Origin of the sequence: Aminobacter sp. MET-1, from assembly GCF_026521175.1 — a bacterium.
Classification (GTDB): Bacteria; Pseudomonadota; Alphaproteobacteria; order Rhizobiales; family Rhizobiaceae; genus Aminobacter.
Window position 1 is genome coordinate 38381 of record NZ_JAMSHL010000017.1, and the last position, 17174, is coordinate 55554.

At 65.3% G+C, this 17174-nt stretch carries 14 protein-coding genes; 7 read left to right on the top strand and 7 right to left on the bottom strand.

All coding sequences use genetic code 11. From position 1 onward, the window contains the following. Positions 1–54: 54 nt before the first annotated feature. On the top strand, positions 55–1149 hold the full coding sequence (locus NDO48_RS21340; protein ID WP_026226735.1) for a DUF1513 domain-containing protein: 1095 nt from the start codon (positions 55–57) through the stop codon (positions 1147–1149). 37 nt (positions 1150–1186) lie between these two features. Here the strand turns inward: NDO48_RS21340 and phnN are convergent, their stop codons facing one another. From phnN to NDO48_RS21360, 4 genes are all read right to left on the bottom strand, one after another. Beyond that, complete coding sequence (gene phnN, locus NDO48_RS21345) at positions 1187–1816, bottom strand: phosphonate metabolism protein/1,5-bisphosphokinase (PRPP-forming) PhnN (RefSeq protein ID WP_018425669.1); 630 nt, start codon at positions 1814–1816, stop codon at positions 1187–1189. A 177-nt stretch (positions 1817–1993) separates the two neighbouring features. Beyond that, positions 1994–3577 (bottom strand): peptide chain release factor 3, encoded by a 1584-nt coding sequence (locus NDO48_RS21350; protein ID WP_018425668.1) that lies wholly within the window; start codon positions 3575–3577, stop codon positions 1994–1996. 60 nt (positions 3578–3637) lie between these two features. Beyond that, the gene (locus tag NDO48_RS21355; RefSeq protein WP_018425667.1) at positions 3638–4555 is read right to left on the bottom strand and encodes a hypothetical protein; all 918 of its coding nucleotides are present in this window, start codon (positions 4553–4555) and stop codon (positions 3638–3640) included. A gap of 130 nt (positions 4556–4685) precedes the next feature. Further along, entirely contained in the window at positions 4686–5792 is a 1107-nt protein-coding gene (locus NDO48_RS21360) for a DNA alkylation repair protein (protein ID WP_018425666.1), read from the bottom strand. 308 nt (positions 5793–6100) lie between these two features. On the opposite strand from NDO48_RS21360, the gene NDO48_RS21365 reads away from it, so the two are divergent. Then, the gene (locus NDO48_RS21365; RefSeq protein ID WP_018425665.1) at positions 6101–6490 is read left to right on the top strand and encodes an SRPBCC domain-containing protein; all 390 of its coding nucleotides are present in this window, start codon (positions 6101–6103) and stop codon (positions 6488–6490) included. A 63-nt stretch (positions 6491–6553) separates the two neighbouring features. On the opposite strand, the gene NDO48_RS21370 is transcribed toward NDO48_RS21365, so the two are convergent. Then, positions 6554–7351: a class II glutamine amidotransferase gene (locus NDO48_RS21370; protein ID WP_018425664.1), complete on the bottom strand. Its 798-nt coding sequence runs from the start codon at positions 7349–7351 to the stop codon at positions 6554–6556. A 250-nt stretch (positions 7352–7601) separates the two neighbouring features. Here NDO48_RS21370 and dut point away from each other — a divergent pair, with 250 nt between their 5' ends. From dut to NDO48_RS21385, 3 genes are all read left to right on the top strand, one after another. Continuing rightward, complete coding sequence (dut, locus tag NDO48_RS21375) at positions 7602–8081, top strand: dUTP diphosphatase (protein WP_018425663.1); 480 nt, start codon at positions 7602–7604, stop codon at positions 8079–8081. Next, positions 8078–8734 carry an HAD family hydrolase gene (locus NDO48_RS21380; protein WP_018425662.1) on the top strand — a complete coding sequence of 219 codons (657 nt, stop codon included), beginning with the start codon at positions 8078–8080 and terminating at the stop codon, positions 8732–8734. Before dut ends, NDO48_RS21380 begins: the two co-directional genes overlap by 4 nt. 70 nt (positions 8735–8804) lie before the next feature. Further along, entirely contained in the window at positions 8805–9611 is an 807-nt protein-coding gene (locus NDO48_RS21385; RefSeq protein WP_018425661.1) for an isocitrate lyase/PEP mutase family protein, read from the top strand. A gap of 10 nt (positions 9612–9621) precedes the next feature. On the opposite strand, the gene NDO48_RS21390 is transcribed toward NDO48_RS21385, so the two are convergent. After that, positions 9622–10344, bottom strand: coding sequence for a sulfate transporter family protein (locus NDO48_RS21390; RefSeq protein WP_018425660.1), 723 nt, complete (start codon positions 10342–10344; stop codon positions 9622–9624). A gap of 170 nt (positions 10345–10514) precedes the next feature. Here NDO48_RS21390 and NDO48_RS21395 point away from each other — a divergent pair, with 170 nt between their 5' ends. After that, complete coding sequence (locus NDO48_RS21395) at positions 10515–11507, top strand: adenosine kinase (protein WP_018425659.1); 993 nt, start codon at positions 10515–10517, stop codon at positions 11505–11507. A 486-nt stretch (positions 11508–11993) separates the two neighbouring features. On the opposite strand, the gene NDO48_RS21400 is transcribed toward NDO48_RS21395, so the two are convergent. Continuing rightward, positions 11994–14282 carry an NADP-dependent malic enzyme gene (locus NDO48_RS21400; RefSeq protein WP_018425658.1) on the bottom strand — a complete coding sequence of 763 codons (2289 nt, stop codon included), beginning with the start codon at positions 14280–14282 and terminating at the stop codon, positions 11994–11996. Between the two features lie 229 nt (positions 14283–14511). On the opposite strand from NDO48_RS21400, the gene mutS reads away from it, so the two are divergent. Then, positions 14512–17160, top strand: coding sequence for a DNA mismatch repair protein MutS (mutS, locus tag NDO48_RS21405; protein ID WP_267322330.1), 2649 nt, complete (start codon positions 14512–14514; stop codon positions 17158–17160). Positions 17161–17174: the final 14 nt, after the last annotated feature.

Consider the following 17174-nt stretch of genomic DNA (forward strand, 5'->3'; position numbering starts at 1 on the left):
ATGATCCCGAAAAGTGGACGCCGGTTTTCGGACAAGATCATGCTCAAACAAGAACTGCGCACGCCACTCTTCGACCGCCGCGACTTCCTCAAGGCCGCAGGCACGACCTTCCTGATGTCGCTCGCGCCTGCGAAACGCGCGCTGGCGCTCGAAACCGACGCTATGTTCGCCACCGCTTACCAAGCGCGCACCGGCGAGTATGGCGTCGCGGTGATGTCCGAGGCGGGCAAGATCCTGCACAGCGTCGCTTTGCCCGAGCGCGGACATGACGTGACCTTCGATCCCATCTCGCGCAAGTCGGTGGTCTTTGCCCGCCAGCCCGGCACCTTCATGCTGGTCTTCGACCACACCGGCAGGGACCAACCGCTGACCATTCCGAGCATCGCCGGCCGCCATTATTACGGCCATGGCGTGTTCTCGCCCGACGGGGCGCTGCTCTATGTGACCGAGAACGATTTCGACAACGCGGCCGGCATGGTCGGCGTCTATGACGCCCGCGACGGCTTCCGCCGCACCGGCGAATTCCCGACCCATGGCGTCGGCCCGCACGAACTGATCCTGCTCGGCGACGGCAGGACACTTGCCATCTGCAATGGCGGCATCGAGACCCACCCGGATTTTGGTCGCGCCAAACTCAACATCCCGACCATGAAGCCGTCCTTCGTGCTGGTCGACCGCGTATCCGGCGACCTCCTCGAAAAGCACGAATTGCCCGAGAAGCTGCACCAGCTGTCGATCCGGCACATGGACATCGACGCCGAGGGCACCGTCTGGTTCGGCTGCCAGCACGAGGGTCCGGCGAGCGAAAGGCCACTTCTGGTCGGCCGTGCCAGGCGCGGCGAGGAACTTTCCATGCTGGAGATGCCAGACGACATCCTCGGCGGCTTCCGCAACTATATCGGCTCAGTGGCGGCAAACCGCGACGCCGGGCTGGTTGCCGTCTCGTCGCCGGAAGGCAACGCATGGGCGATGATCGAGGCGAAGACCGGCAAGGTGATGGCCAAGAACGATCTGGTCGAGGTCTGCGGGCTTGCGCCCGACCGCGACGGCTTTCTAGCTACAACCGGCGGCGGCCTCATCGTCGCCCCCGACGGCGAGCAGGCAGAGCGTCCAGACTATGTCTGGGACAACCACATGCTGCGCATCTGACTTGCAATAAACGTAAGCAATACCTTACGCAATCAAGTCAGACGAGCCCGGAGACATCCGAATAGGCGACGGCCTTGCGCAGCACGGCGAGGAACTTCTCGCCGGCGATCTCGGGTGAGCCGGAATTGTCGATCTGCACATGGCCCGGGCCGCTGAGGTCGTGCGCCACGGTGCGGGCAAGGCGCGCCAGCACCTCGCCCCGCGATTCCCGTCCGCGTGCGGCGAGCCGCGTCGCGAGAATGTCGGGCGATGCCGATATCTCGACCACAGCGACATTGGCGTAACGGTCGCGCAGCGCCGGAATGATGCCGCGCGAGGTGTTGGCAACGACGACATGGCCGTTGGAAATGGCTTCGTCGACGGCAGCCGGGATGCCGTAGCGCAGGCCGTGCGCCTCCCACGACAGCGCAAAGGCGCCGGCGGCTTCAGCCTCGACGAAGGCAGCGTCTTCAAGCGTGTCATGATCTTCGGTGGCGCCGTCGCTGTTGCGCGTGATGACGCGGCGGGCGAACTCGACATGGTCGTCATCGGTCAGGCGGTCGCGCACATAGGCAATCAGCGTGTCCTTGCCGGCGCCGCTCGGCCCGACCACGGCGACAAACACGCCGTTGCGCACAGGAGAGCCCACCCGGGTCAATTCACGCTCGATCAATGCTGAAACCATCATGCGACGTCATTTCCTCCAAATAGCAGAGCCCCCGCCCTGCCGGCCAGCGCCGGCTAGGGAGTTAAGCGATTTGCATGACGGAATGACGAAAGCCTTGCGACGGAACGGCAACAGGGTGCCGCCGGCCCGCGCGTCGACCCGAAATCAGCTCTATCCCGGAAGGCGCGGGAGCATGGACTACGTGCGGACCTGATAGTCCTTGATCGCGGCGAAACGAATCATCTTCCAGCGCTCGGCCTCGTAGTTGAGCGAGAACTCGTGCTGGGCGAGATAGACCGGATCGTTGTCGAGATCGCGGGCGATGTCGCCGCGATGGCTTTCAACGAAGCGCTGCAGGTCGGCCTTGTCGTCGGCGCTGATCCAGCGGCAAACGGAGAAGCGCGACATCTCGAAGTCGACGGGCAGTGTGTACTCGACGTTGAGACGCTCCTTGAGCACATCGATCTGCAGCGCGCCGACGACGCCGACGATGGCCGGCGAGCCATCTTCGGGCTGGAACAGCTGCACCACGCCTTCCTCGGCCATCTGCTGCAGCGCTTCCTTGAGCTTCTTGGCCTTCATCGCGTCGCCTAGACGGACGCGGCGCAGGATTTCGGGCGCGAAGTTGGGCACGCCTCGGAACAGGATGTCCTCGCCCTCGGTCAGCGTGTCGCCGATGCGCAGCGTGCCGTGGTTGGGGATGCCGACGACGTCGCCGGCATAGGCTTCGTCGGCGGTGATGCGCGAGCGGGCGAAGAAGAACTGCGGCGCCGACAGACTCATCTGCTTGCCGGTGCGCACCAGCTTGGCCTTCATGCCGCGCTTGAGCTCGCCCGAGCAGACGCGGACAAAGGCGATACGGTCGCGGTGATTGGGATCCATGTTGGCCTGGATCTTGAAGACGAACGACGTCATCTTCTCTTCCGTCGCCTCGACCTTGCGAGTGTCGGCTTCCTGGGCGCGCGGCGCCGGACCGAAATCGCCCAGAGCCTCGATCAGGTCGCGGACGCCGAAATTCCTGAGCGCCGAGCCGAAATAGACAGGCGTCAGATGGCCTTCGCGGAAGGCCTGGAGGTCGAACGGCCGGCAGGCCTCGCGCGCCAGCTCCAGCTCCTCGATGAAGGCTGGGCGGTCGTTGTCGGGCAGAAGGCCGGCGGCGCGGTTGGAATCCGGGCCATGCACCGGCGTCCGCTCCTTCTCATCGTCGCCGTGGCGCACGGCGTTCTCGGCGAGGTGGTAGGTGCCGGAGAAGGTCTTGCCCTGGCCGATCGGCCAGGTGATCGGAGCGGTGTCGAGCGCCAGCTTCTCTTCGATCTCGTCGAGGATCTCGAAGGTGTTGCGGGCCTCGCGGTCCATCTTGTTGACGAAGGTAATGATCGGGATGTCGCGCAGGCGGCAGACCTCGAACAGCTTCAGCGTGCGTGGCTCGATACCCTTGGCGGCGTCGATGACCATGACCGCGCTGTCGACAGCCGACAGCGTGCGATAGGTGTCGTCGGCGAAGTCCTCGTGGCCGGGCGTGTCGAGCAGGTTGAAGACGTTGTCGCCATATTCGAAGGTCATCACCGAGGTGACGACCGAGATGCCGCGCTCACGCTCGATCTTCATCCAGTCCGAGCGCGTCTGGATCTTGTCCTTCTTGGCCTTGACCTCGCCGGCGAGCTGGATCGCGCCGCCGAACAGCAGCAGCTTTTCGGTCAGCGTCGTCTTGCCGGCGTCAGGGTGCGCGATGATCGCGAAAGTACGGCGGCGCGCCACCGCCTTTTCGATGTCTTCAGCCATTTTCAGGAATCCATGTGATGCGCCGGCTTCTAGCAGCCGATGCCGCGCCTGTCCACGACGCTACAGCGTGGCCAGCAACTCGCCATAGGTCGGCGCCAACGCCCTGAGCGCTTTGGCAGCCCTGATGTCGTCGCCGACGACAAGCGAATGCTGCAGCGAGCCGATCAACCGCGCCTGCATGGCCGCCACGCTCGCCGCGTCCTTGTGGCCGATGCGTTCCAGGCAGGTGGCGGCATCGTTGGCGCGGCGGGCGCCGACACGGACGGCGAAGTGGATCATGTGGCCGCGCAGGCCGTTGTCGCAACCCGGTTCGATCATGTCGGCCAGCCGCTCGGCTGCTGCTCCATTGCCAACGCTGCCCTCGGGCATGTCACCCGCATCTGACATGGACAGCCAGCGCCGCGCCGCCGGCAGCGACGCTTCGATCGTCTCGGCTTCGGTCAGCACGGCGAGCTGGCGGAAGCGGGTGCGCATGGTGAAGGCCGTGCCATAGGTCAGCGTCGCCGCCTTCCAGGCCGCCATGAAGTCGGCCACGGGCAGCTCGGCATAAGGATAGCCCTGAGGATCGTGCATCAGCACCCGCCCATCCTCGAGCGCCAGGACGACGACATAGTGGTCGGCCTCGATCGGGCCACGCATGCCGGGCTGGTGCCTCAGATGCCCCATCTCCACCGGACCGATCCACACCGGGCCGTCGGCCAGTGCTGCCCGCAGCCGGGCAAGCGCCTCGTCCTCATCGCCGCCGCTCGACACTTCGGTGGTCCAGCCAAGTGCCGCAAGCGCGTCGGCAAAGCCCTTCTCGGGATCCCAGCCATAAGGATCGAAGAAAGGCATCAAACCGCCGATCAGCTGCATGCCGAACGGGCTCGACGTGGCGAATTCGACGACCGCAGGAGACGGCGCCGCCGCGCCGAACATCATAGCGAAGGAGTTCGCATAGCAATAAGGGCCGGAGCCCACATAATTGAAGCCGGTCATTTCGCATCCTCGATGAAAATACACGCCAAGCGACTTCGCTCACGCGCTTCATCCATCGATGGCTGTTTTCAGCCGAATTCGCAAGCCTTTGAATTTATATATAAATTCGGCCTCCGACTTGAGACCCGGCTTATCCGCGCAGGTCAAAACCGCCCTCGGCGACCGTCTCGCCATTGACAATCAGCTCGACGCGATGGTGGCCGGGATAATGCTTGCGGGTGGTGAAGTCGCGGACTGCCTGGCTGATCTCCAGCTCCTTGCGGCCCGTCGGCGGCAGGGTGATCTCCTTCAGCTTGAACACCTTCTTCGAGGTGCCTCCGGCCTTCTTCACATAGTGGACGGCATAATCGACCACCAGCTGCTGCGGCTCGGCGGCGGTCGAGACGATGCATGTCTTCAGCGCGATGCGGCCGCCGAGTGCGATCGACGCCGGCGTCACCGCGAATGCCTGGACATCGACCTTGGGCTTGCCGGTGGTGCCGATCAGCTCCAGCGCCCTTGGATCGCCCTTCTTGATCAGCGTCCGCAAGGCATGGCGCACGATCCAGGCGGTGTTCCTGTCGTTCATGTCCCAGCGCGCCAGCCGCTCGACCAGCAGGCCGGCATTGTCCTTGGAGATGTCGTTGAGGTGGTTCGCCACCGACTTGCGCACATAAAGGCTCGGATCGTTCTTCAGCGCCTCGAGGATCGGCACGGTCGGCGACGGGTCGGAGATCAGGTTCTTCAGCTGGAACGACCAAGGCAGGCGCGGACGCGACCCTTCGCTGGCGAGGCGGCGCACATGCTCGTTGCCGTCGAGCGCCCAGCCGCGCATGACCTTGAGGGTACGGCCAAAATCGTCAGCGAGGAAATGGCGGATCGCGAACTCGGCCGAACCGAAGCGGGTGAAATAATGCAGCGCCTCCATCGAGCGCTCGAAATGCGCCCTGCCATAAAGCGCGACGAATTCAGCCAGCACGATCGACGCAAAGCCATGGCCGATGCGCGGCGCGAGCTCGCCGAGCAACTCGACCGAGCGGGCAAAATTGTCGGGCAGCGCGCCGTGCAGGGCTTCGGCCGTCTGCCGCAGCCTCTGCATGATGCCAAGCGCGTCGAGATTGTCAGTCGCCAGTGCCGTGAAGCGTTCACCGTCAAAGTCAGGCGAAATCGCCGCCATCTCGTTGGCGATATGCCCGAACCGGGCACGGTCGAAGATTTCCTTCAGCGCCGGTGCGGCCTGCGTCTGGTCTTCCGTCATCTACTCTCTTGTCCCTAGCGCGCCCCCGCGCCGACCCCGTGCATCCGTTCGAATGCAGCGGCTTCCTGCGCAGATACGAATCGAGACGCCAAAGTACAACTTGGCTCCTGCCAGGGAGCTGTCAGGAGTTTCTCCAGTCGGCCGCCTCTACAGCACAAAATGGTGAGACCGGCGTCCTCGGACGCAGGCGCGCGCACGTTCGGCTTGGCGGATGTTCCGGCGAGTGCCCGCCGCATGTTCGATTGACGACCACCGGCGACAGGCCGAAAATATCCCCAAAAGCGCTGTCCAGATCCAGGGAGGTCACCGTGACCATTCACCAGGAAGTGCATCTCAGGGGCACGCCGAAGGACATCTACGATCTGCTTCTCAACGCCGCGCGTTTCCAGGCAATGACGGGTGGGCTCTCGGCCCACATCTCGACGCATGAGGGCGGCGAGGTGTCGATCTTCGGTGGCGACATCGAAGCTCGCAACCTCGAGCTGGTGCCCAATCGCCGCATCGTCCAGGCGTGGCGTTCCAGGCATTGGGCTGAGGGTATCTATTCGGTCGTCCGCTTCGAACTCGAAGCCGAGGCCGGCGGCACCCGGCTCGTCTTCGACCAGAACGGCTATCCGCGCTCGGCCCGCGCCATGCTCGATGAAGGCTGGACGAAGATGTATTGGGAACCGATGAACAAGGCACTGGCGCATCACTGAGCGAAGGCCGCCCTGCCCCTCGCTTGGAGAGTTAGAGGTAGAAGCGCGGGGCCAAGAAGCCCGTCACTCCGCGGCTACCGCCCGGTTCGCTGAGGCCGGCTCGAACGGACTGACCGTCATGCCTTGCCGTGTCATGGTGACGAAGCTCGACGGCGGCACGGCCTGCCAGCTTTCGCCTTCGCGGTCGAAGGGCTCGGAGACGATGCAGCGGCCGGCGGCCCCGTCACGCGTGTAGAGGGTCGGTGCATGCGCATCGGTGGCGTAACGCACCGCAAACAGCCTTTCGCCATCGCTGAACGCCGCCGTCAGCTTGAACGAGGCGGTCATGCCGGCGGCTTCCGACGCCTCGACGACGCGGCATGTGGCCCGAGCCACCGCCCCTTGCGGGTCGGCATCCAGCCCCTCCTCCAGCATCAGCAGGAAGAACAATTCGGAATCGGTCGTTCCCTGGCGCTGGTCGTAGAGCGTGTCGCAGACGGCGGCCTCCAGCCGGCGGCGGATCTTTTCGAAGCCGGAAATCTGGCCATTGTGCATGAAGCTCCAGCGGCCCGAGATGAAGGGATGGCAATTGGCCCGGCTGGTGCCACCGCCTGTCGCGGCACGCACATGGGCCAGAAACAGGCTCGACTTGATCTGGCGGCACAGGCTTTTGAGATTGGGATCCGACCAGGCCGGCAGGATGTCGCGGTAGAGGCCGGGTTCGGGCCGGTCGCCATACCAGGCGAGCCCGAAGCCGTCGCCATTGGTCGGCGACTTCGCTTCCTCGGCGCAGTGGCTCTGGGCGATCAGCGAATGGCACGGTGCGGAAACGATGTCTTCGAGAAAGACCTCTTCACCGAGATAGGCGGCCCACCGGCACATCGCGCATCGACCTCAATTTCGGCCCGCAAGGCGGGCTCAAGACCAAGTCCAGACTCGGCCAGCACGTATAAAAAATCGTAAATGCGCGGAATCGCACTCTGCCGAGCTTCGCCATCCGTTTGTGTCGCGGCTGTGGCAAAGGTTCACATGAGTTCCGTCATGCAAAAACCACACAGGCCTGTCCTTGCAGGCGCGCAGCGTGGAGATCGGGATTGACGTTCTCCGAGCACCGTCCCATAGGATCGCCGCCATGAAATCCGCCTCCGAAAATTCTTCCGCCCCCGTCGTCGGGATCGTTCGTTTGCCGCATGCAGGCGACCTGCAGCTGCCTGCCTACGAGACCACGGGCGCAGCCGGCATGGACCTGCGCGCCGCCGTCCCCGAGGACCGGCCGATGCTCATCCTGCCCGGCAAGCGCGCGCTTGTGCCGACCGGTCTGGTCTTCGAAATCCCCATGGGCTTCGAAGGCCAGATCAGGCCGCGTTCCGGCCTCGCCTTCAAGCACGGCATCACCTGCCTCAACACGCCCGGCACCATCGACAGCGACTATCGCGGCGAGGTCAAGGTGCTCTTGATCAACCATGGCGACGAGGACTTCTATGTCGAGCGCGGCATGCGCATCGCCCAGATCGTCATTGCGTCGGTGACCCGCGCCCAGGTCGAGGAGCGCGACCTCGCCGGTGACACGACGCGCGGCAGCGGCGGCTTCGGCTCGACGGGCACCGCGTGAGCGCGCCCAAGCTCGTCATCTTCGACTGTGACGGCGTTCTCGTCGACACCGAGCCGCTGGCCAACCGCCGCCTGTCGGCCTGGTTGAGCGAAGCCGGCTATCCCGTCAGCTACGAGCAATGCCGCAAGCAGTTCGTCGGCCGCAGCCTGGTGTCGGTGCAGAAGGAGGTCGAGGCAACAGGCGTCAGCCTCGGCCCCGACTTCGTCGAGCGCTGGTATCGCGAGCTGCCCGAGCTGTTCGAAACGGGCGTGCAGGCCATCCCGCATATCGAGACCTTCGTCACGGCGGTGCAATCCGCCGGTATCGCCTATTGCGTGGCGTCTTCGGCGCGCGTCAACAAGATGCACATGACGCTCGGCCAGACCGGGCTGCTCACCTATTTCCGCGACGTGCTGTTTTCGGCCACCATGGTCGAGCGCGGCAAGCCCTTCCCCGACCTCTTCCTCCATGCCGCCGGCACAATGGGTTTTGAGCCTTCCGACTGCGTCGTCATTGAAGACAGCGTCGCTGGCGCACAGGCCGGTGCCGCCGCCGGCATGCGGGTGTTCGGCTATCACGGCGATCCGCATTCCGACCGCGACGGGCTGGCTGCCAGCGGGGCCGTGCTGTTCGACGACATGCGCAAGCTGGCGGGACTGATCCCGATCGGCTGAAACAGGGTTTGAGCCCTTCGGCACTCCAGTCTACACTCGCCCCCTGTCGGTTCAGCTCGAGGGCGATGACATGGACAAGGGCGCAGTCTTCCGGAAACTTCACGAGGCGCCGGGCGCCTTCATCATTCCAAATCCGTGGGATGTCGGCACGGCCAAGCTGCTTGCCTCGTTCGGCTTCGAGGCGCTGGCAACGACAAGCGCCGGCTTCGCCTTCTCGCGCGGCCTGCCCGACGGCGACGTCGGCTTCGAGGCGATGATCCACCACTGCCGCGACATGGCGCATGCCACTGGCCTGCCGGTGTCGGCCGACCTCGAAAAAGGCAAGGGCGACAGCCCCGAAAGTGCCGCCGAGACGATCTTCGCGGCCGAAGCCGCGGGCCTTGCCGGCTGCTCGATCGAGGACCACACCGGCGAGGCCGACCGGCCGATCTATGATTTTTCGCATGCAGTGGAGCGTATCACCGCGGCCGCAGAGGCGGCGCGGGCGCTGAAGCACGATTTCGTGCTGACGGCACGCTCTGAAAATTTCCTCTGGAACCGACCCGACCTCGACGACACGATCAAGCGGCTGCAGGCTTTCGAAAAGGCCGGGGCCGACGTGCTTTATGCGCCCGGGATCACCGATGTGGAGATGATCCGTATCCTGTGCAGCTCGGTCACCAAACCAGTCAACGTGCTGGCCGTACCCAGCTTCTCCGTCGCCGTTCTGGCCGAGGCGGGTGCGAAACGCATTTCGCTCGGCTCCAAGCTGACGAGCTACGCCTTCGGCATGATGGAGCGGGCGTCGCGCGAGATGCTGGGCCAGGGCACGTTCGAATTCGCCCGCGACGGCATACCCTACGGCAAGCTGCAGGCGATGTTCGGCCGCGACAACTGATCGGTCATCGTCACGCCCGCAGTCCGGCCGTCCTGAGTTCGGAAACAGATACGCTCTTGTGCAGATGCACCATCATCGCAGCCGCGAAGAGCGGGGTCAGAAGGTTGAGGATCGGCACGGCGAGGAAGGCGGCAATGACGAGGCCCGCCAAAAACACCGTGCCGGCGTTGCGGCGGCGCAAATCCTTGGCGTCCTGCTCGGAGCGGAAACGCATGGCGGCGAATTCGAAGAACTCCCGGCCGAGCAGATAGCCGTTGACTAGGAAGAAGGCGCCGATGTTGACGCCCGGCACGAACAGCAGGAACAGCGCCACGATGTTGCCCAGGATGACGATGCCGAAGAACTTGATCGCCAGAACCAGGGCGCGCAAGGCCGGCACCGGCCGGCCCGGGCGGTCATTGGGATAGTTGGTCTTCTCGACGACCTCGGCGACGTCGTCCAAGAACAGGCCGGCGACGATGGCCGTGGCGGGCGCAATCAATAGCGCCAGCCCCAGCGCCAGGCCGATACCCGCGACAACAGCCGCGATCAGCCCGAGCCAGCCGGTCCACGAGGGCAGGCCGGGCAGCATGGCGTCGATCCATGGCATGGCAAGCCAGTCGAACACTTCGCGGATGCCGAACCACAGCGCCACCAGCGCAAGGATCGTCAGCCCCAGCGTCTTGAAGAACACGCTGCGGAACTCGGCCGTGAAGAGCTGGCTTGCGGCGGCGCGGGCGGCGTCGAGGATCATGTTGGCGTGGTCGCTCCCTGTTCGGCCCCTGAGATAAGGTGCCGCACGGCCGGCCTCAAGCGCGGGCCCGCCAAATTGCCGGGTAGGCAAACGGGCCGCGAGCCGCTAAACGCAATCCGTTTTGCCGACCCGTCGGCCCCTTTTACGGCCAAAGTGCTGCGGAGACCCTGATGAGCCAATATGACGTGCTGTGCATCGGCAACGCCATCGTCGACATCATCGCGCAATGCGACGAAGCCTTTCTCACCGACAACGGCATCATCAAGGGCGCGATGAACCTCATCGACGGCGAGCGCGCCGAGCTGCTCTATTCGCGCATGGGCCCGGCGATCGAGGCCTCCGGCGGCTCCGCCGGCAACACGGCTGCCGGCATCGCCAGCTTCGGCGGCCGCGCCGCCTATTTCGGCAAGGTTTCCCGCGACCATCTCGGCGAGGTCTTCACCCACGATATCCGCGCCCAGGGCGTCGCCTTCGACACCAAACCGCTTGACGGCACCCCGCCGACGGCGCGCTCGATGATCCTCGTCACGCCCGACGGCGAGCGCTCGATGAACACGTTTCTCGGCGCCTGCGTCGAGCTCGGCCCAGACGACGTCGAGGCCGACAAGGCGAGTGGCGCCAAAGTCACCTATTTCGAAGGCTATCTGTGGGACCCGCCGCTGGCCAAGGAAGCGATCCGCATGACCGCCGCCCACGCACACGCCGCCGGCCGTGAAGTGTCGATGACGCTGTCGGATTCATTCTGCGTCGACCGCTACCGCGCAGAGTTCCTCGACCTGATGCGCTCGGGCACGGTCGACATCGTCTTTGCCAACAGCCACGAGATCAAGTCGCTCTACGAGACCTCGTCGTTTGACGAGGCGCTCGCCCAGATCCGCCGGGATTGCAAGCTCGCCGCCATCACCCGCTCCGAGAAGGGCTCGGTGATCGTGCGCGGCGACGAGACCGTGGTCATCGAGGCGACCAAGATCCGCGAGCTGGTCGACACGACGGGCGCCGGCGACCTCTACGCTGCCGGTTTCCTCCACGGCTACACGCAGGGGCGCTCGCTCAAGGATTGCGGCGACCTCGGCTCGCTGGCCGCCGGCCTGGTGATCCAGCAGATCGGCCCTCGGCCGCGGCAGAATTTGAAGCGCGAGGCCGAGCAGGCCGGGTTGCTGTAGGTCTCTTTTTCCTTCGCCCCGTTTACGGGAAAAAGTGCCCCGAAGGGGCGGATGAGGGGCTGCGCAGACTTCACGCACGCTGCGCCCTACGTCGCCCCCATCTGGCCTGCCGGCCATCTCCCCCTCAGGTGGCCACAATGTCATTACGGCCTTCGCCAACCTTCTACCTGAGCGAAACGGCCGACGCTGCCAATCTCCCCACCTGAGGGGGAGATGGCCGGCAGGCCAGAGGGAGGGGCGCAAAGAAATGCGACCTTCCAACATTTCACACTCCTCCATTGCCACCCCCCGTCTGCGGTCTGGCCCTTGTGATGAAAAATCCGGGTAGCGGGGCGCGAACCCGCGCTCCGCCGGCGATTTCTGTCGCCGTCCGTTCCCTTCCGCGGCGACCCTGCCCCACCGGCGCATCGTCCAGCGTATCCGGGCCGTAGTACCCGGAGAGGAACCTTCGGCCGGAACCTCCCCGGGCAACAGGTTACCTAGCCCTCAAGCCCCCGCGTTGTACGCCGCGATTGCCGCCATGTTGACGATGTCGCTATCCTTGGCGTTGAGCGGGACGACCTGGACCGGTTTGTTGAGGCCGACAAGAAGCGGGCCGATGACGGTGGAGCCGCCGAGTTCCTGCAGCATCTTGGTCGAGATCGAGGCCGAGTGGTAGGCCGGCATGACCAGCACGTTGGCGGCACCGGTGAGGCGGCAGAAGGGGTACTGCTGCTGCATTAGGCGATGGTTGAGAGCGACGTCGGCGGCCATTTCGCCGTCATATTCGAAGTCGACGCGGCGCTTGTCGAGGATCTTGACCGCTTCCTGGACACGTTCCGAGCGCTCGCCGGCCGGGTGGCCGAAGGTCGAATAGGCGAGCATGGCGACGCGCGGCTCATAGCCCATCTTGCGGGCGTAGCCGGCGGCCTCCTCGGCGATGTCGGCGATCTGCTCGGCGTTCGGCATGTCGTGGACCGCCGTGTCGGCGACGATGACGTTGCGGCCGCGGGCGAGCACGATGGAGACACCGATGACGCGGTGGCCGGGCTTGGCGTCGATGACGCGGCGGACATCCTCCAGCACGGTCGAGTAGTTGCGGGTGACGCCAGAGACCATGCCGTCGGCATCGCCGAGCGCCACCATGCAGGCGGCAAAATGGTTGCGGTCGTTGTTGATCAGACGCTGGCAATCGCGCAGCAGGAAGCCCTTGCGCTGCATGCGTTCGTACAGATAGTCGGCATAAAGAGCGTTGCGGCGCGACAGGCGCGCGTTGATGATCTCGAGGCCCGCCTTGTTCAGGTCGATGCCGGCATGGCGGGCGTTTTCCTTGATGACGTCGTCGCGGCCGAGAAGGATGGCGGTGCCAAGCTTCTGGTTCACATAAGAGACGGCGGCGCGCATGACCTGCTCTTCCTCACCCTCGGTGAAGACGATGCGTTTGGGCTGGCGCCGGACACGGTCGTAGATGCGCTGGAGCGTGGAGGCGATGGGGTCGCGGCGGGCCGAGAGTTCGTTGGCGTATTTATCGAGGTCGAGGATCGGCTTGCGGGCGACGCCCGAGTCCATGGCGGCGCGGGCGACGGCCACCGGGATCGCCGAGATCAGGCGCGGGTCGAACGGCACCGGGATGATGTAGTTCGGGCCGAATTTCGGCCGGTTGCCCTGGTAGGCGGCGGCGACGTCGTCGGGAACGTCCTGGCGGGCGAGCTCGGCAAGGGCGGTGGCGGCGGCGACCTTCATGTCATCGTTGATGGTGGTGGCGCGGACATCGAGCGCGCCGCGGAAGATGTAGGGAAAGCCGAGCACGTTGTTGACCTGGTTCGGATAGTCCGAACGGCCGGTGGCCATGATGGCGTCAGTGCGGATCTCGGCCACTTCCTCGGGCGTGATCTCCGGATCGGGATTGGCCATGGCGAAGATGATCGGGTTCTTGGCCATGGACTGGACCATGGCGGTGGTCAGCGCGCCCTTGGCCGAGAGGCCGAAGAAGACGTCGGCGCCGTCGAGCGCGTCGGCGAGGCTGCGCGCCTCGGTCTTGGCGGCATGCGCCGACTTCCACTGGTTCATGCCCTCGGTGCGGCCCTGGTAGACGACGCCCTTGGTGTCGCACAGGATGACGTTGTCGGGGGCGAAGCCCATGGCCTTGACCAGCTCGATGCAGGCGATGCCGGCGGCACCGGCGCCGTTGCAGACGAGCTTCGTCGTCGCCATGTCGCGGCCGGTAATGGCAAGCGCGTTGATGAGGCCGGCGGCGGCGATGATGGCGGTGCCATGCTGGTCGTCATGGAAGACGGGGATGTCCATCAGCTCGCGCAGCTTCTGCTCGATGATGAAGCATTCGGGCGCCTTGATGTCCTCGAGATTGATGCCGCCGAAGGACGGCCCGAGGAAACGCACGCAGTTGATGAATTCGTCGGCGTCCTCGGTGTCGACCTCGAGATCGATGGAATCGACGTCGGCGAAGCGCTTGAACAGCACCGACTTGCCTTCCATGACCGGCTTGGAGGCGAGCGCGCCGAGATTGCCGAGGCCGAGGATGGCGGTGCCGTTGGAAATGACGGCGACCATGTTGCCCCTGGTGGTGTAGTCGAAGGCGCGCGAGGGATCCTCGGCGATGGCCTTCACTGGCACGGCGACGCCGGGCGAATAGGCGAGGCTGAGGTCACGCTGTGTGGCCATCGGCTTGGTCGGCACGACCTCCAGCTTGCCGGGCCGGCCCATGGCGTGGAACTCGAGCGCTTCCTCGGAGCTGACCGAGGGGCCGGTGTTGTCGGTTTTCTTGTTCGATGCCATGGCTGGAAGCGTCCCTACCCTTGAAATATTCTTTTTGTGGAGCGTTCCGGATTAAGGCTACACATCGGCGCTGTAAACCGCCAAGCACAGCGGTGTATTTGCTTTTTTCGAAGGGCCAGGCGTGAACGACCGACCGACCATCGCTGCGGAAGCTGACATTGGGGAAACCCGGGGTGAAGCAGGCACGGAAGCCAGGGCCGACGCCCCGGTGCATGCCGCGCCGACGCCGATGATGGAACAGTATATCGAGATCAAGGCGGCGAATCCGGATTCGCTCTTGTTCTACCGCATGGGCGATTTCTACGAGCTGTTCTTCGACGACGCCGAGAAGGCGAGCCGGGCGCTCGGCATCGTTCTGACCAAGCGCGGCAAACACCAGGGGCAGGACATCCCGATGTGCGGGGTGCCGATCCATGCGGCGGACGACTACCTGCAGAAGCTGATCGGCCAAGGCTATCGCGTTGCCGTGTGCGAACAGATCGAGGATCCGGCCGAGGCCAAGAAGCGCGGCTCGAAGTCTGTCGTAAAGCGCGACGTGGTGCGGTTGGTGACGCCAGGCACGATCACCGAGGACAAGCTGCTTGCGCCGCAGGAATCGAGCTTCCTGATGGCACTGGGGCGGGTCAAGGGTTCGGGCGAGGCAAGCCTGGCGCTCGCCTGGATCGAGATCTCCACCGGTGTGTTCCGCGTCGCCGAGACGACGCCGGAGCGGCTTGCGGCCGACATCTTCCGCATCGATCCGCGCGAGCTGATCGTCGCCGAACCTGCGTTCCATGACGAAGAGCTCAGGCCCAGCTTCGATCTGGTCGGCCGCATCGTCAACCCGCAGCCGCCGAGCCTGTTCGATTCCACCTCGGCGCCGGGCCGCATCGCGCGTTTCTACGAGGTGGCGACGCCCGACAGTTTCGGCGCGTTTTCGCGCGCAGAACTGTCGGCGATCTCTGGCGTCATCGCCTATGTCGAAAAGACCCAGAAGGCCGAGCGGCCGCCGCTGTCGCGGCCCGAGCGCGAGCAGGCGGGCACGACGCTGTTCATCGATCCGGCGACGCGCGCCAATCTCGAACTTTTGCGCACGCTGTCGGGCAATCGCGACGGCTCTTTGTTCCGCGCCATCGACCGCACGGTGACCGGCGGCGGCGCACGGCTTCTGGCCGACCGGCTGATGTCGCCCCTGACCGCCCCCGAGGCGATCGGCGCCAGGTTGGACGCGGTGTCGTTCTTCATGGGCGAGACCAGGCTCAGCGAGGCGCTGCGGCTCAGCCTCAAGGGCGTCGCCGACATGCCGCGCGCCCTGTCGAGGCTCGCGCTCAACCGCGGCGGGCCGCGCGATCTCGGCGCGCTGCGTTCGGGATTCTCGGCGGCGCGCACCATTGCCGGGCTGTTTGGAACCGCACCGCTGCCGGCGGAGCTGCAAAAGGCGATGGCGGCGATCTCGGCGCTGCCCATCGAGTTCGCCGACCATCTCGACACAGCACTCGGCGAAGAGCTGCCGCTGCTCAAGCGCGACGGCGGTTTTGTCCGCGCCGGCTACCATGCCGAACTCGACGAGATGCGGGCGCTGCGCGACCAGTCGCGCCGGGTGATCGCCGGCATGGAGCGCGACCTGATCGAGGAGACGGGCATCCGCTCGCTCAAGATCCGCCACAACAACGTGCTCGGTTATTACATCGAGGTGACGGCGAACAACCAGCAGGCGCTGAACGGCACCGACGAGGCCAAGGCGCGCTTCATCCACCGCCAGACCATGGCGAGCGCAATGCGTTTCACCACCACCGAGCTCGCCGGGCTGGAAACCAAGATCGCCAACGCCGCCGACCGGGCGCTGACCATCGAACTCGCCGCCTTCGATCAACTCGTGGGCGAGGCCGTAACCCACGCCCAGGCGATCCGCGCGGGCGCGGACGCATTGTCGGTGCTCGACGTCTCCGTCGCATTGGCAGCGCTTGCCCAGAACGAGGCCTGGTGCCGGCCCGACGTCGACGCCAGCCTCGCCTTCGATATCCTGGGCGGGCGCCACCCCGTGGTGGAGCAGTCGCTGCGCCGCGAGGCGGCAGCCCCCTTCGTCGCCAATGACTGCATGCTGTCGCCCGACGGCAACGACAGGAACGGCGCCATCTGGCTTTTGACCGGCCCGAACATGGGCGGTAAGTCGACCTTCCTGCGCCAGAACGCGCTGATCGCCATTCTCGCCCAGATGGGGTCCTTCGTGCCGGCCGAGCGCGCTCATATCGGCGTCGTCGACCGGCTGTTCTCCCGCGTCGGCGCCTCCGACGATCTGGCGCGCGGGCGCTCGACCTTCATGGTCGAGATGGTGGAGACGGCAGCGATCCTCAACCAGGCGAGCGAACGCACGCTGGTCATCCTTGACGAGATCGGTCGCGGCACCGCCACCTTCGACGGCCTGTCGATCGCCTGGGCAGCGGTCGAATACCTGCATGAGAAGAATCGCTGCCGCGCCATTTTCGCCACCCATTTCCACGAGCTGACTGCGCTTTCCGGAAAACTCGGCCGCCTGCACAATGTGACGATGCGGGTGAAGGAGTGGGAAGGCGAAGTTGTGTTCCTGCACGAGGTCGGCAAGGGTGCCGCCGATCGCTCCTACGGCGTGCAGGTGGCCCGCCTCGCCGGCCTGCCCGACGCGGTCGTGGCGCGCGCCAAGGAGGTGCTGCACCAGCTCGAGGAAAGCGAGACGTCTGGCAAGGCCGACCGCCTTGTCGACGACCTGCCGCTGTTTTCGGTGGCGGTGAAGCGTGAAGCGGCCAAACCCGTCGCCAACGATGCTCTGAGCGAGGCGCTCAAGGGGCTAAGCCCGGACGAAATGACCCCGCGCGAGGCGCTGGATGCGCTGTACCGCCTGAAGGGGCTGGCGGGGAACTAGGGGCGCAGAGGCAA

Bases quoted from the DNA above. Each gene is read 5' to 3' on its own strand.
- NDO48_RS21400 (WP_018425658.1), bottom strand. From the start codon at position 14,282: ATGGCATCGAACAAGAAAACCGACAACACCGGCCCCTCGGTCAGCTCC.
- phnN (WP_018425669.1), bottom strand. From the start codon at position 1,816: ATGATGGTTTCAGCATTGATCGAGCGTGAATTGACCCGGGTGGGCTCT.
- NDO48_RS21355 (WP_018425667.1), bottom strand. From the start codon at position 4,555: ATGACCGGCTTCAATTATGTGGGCTCCGGCCCTTATTGCTATGCGAAC.
- NDO48_RS21370 (WP_018425664.1), bottom strand. From the start codon at position 7,351: ATGTGCCGGTGGGCCGCCTATCTCGGTGAAGAGGTCTTTCTCGAAGAC.
- mutS (WP_267322330.1), top strand. From the start codon at position 14,512: ATGATGGAACAGTATATCGAGATCAAGGCGGCGAATCCGGATTCGCTC.
- NDO48_RS21390 (WP_018425660.1), bottom strand. From the start codon at position 10,344: ATGATCCTCGACGCCGCCCGCGCCGCCGCAAGCCAGCTCTTCACGGCC.
- NDO48_RS21360 (WP_018425666.1), bottom strand. From the start codon at position 5,792: ATGACGGAAGACCAGACGCAGGCCGCACCGGCGCTGAAGGAAATCTTC.
- NDO48_RS21350 (WP_018425668.1), bottom strand. From the start codon at position 3,577: ATGGCTGAAGACATCGAAAAGGCGGTGGCGCGCCGCCGTACTTTCGCG.
- dut (WP_018425663.1), top strand. From the start codon at position 7,602: ATGAAATCCGCCTCCGAAAATTCTTCCGCCCCCGTCGTCGGGATCGTT.
- NDO48_RS21385 (WP_018425661.1), top strand. From the start codon at position 8,805: ATGGACAAGGGCGCAGTCTTCCGGAAACTTCACGAGGCGCCGGGCGCC.
- NDO48_RS21395 (WP_018425659.1), top strand. From the start codon at position 10,515: ATGAGCCAATATGACGTGCTGTGCATCGGCAACGCCATCGTCGACATC.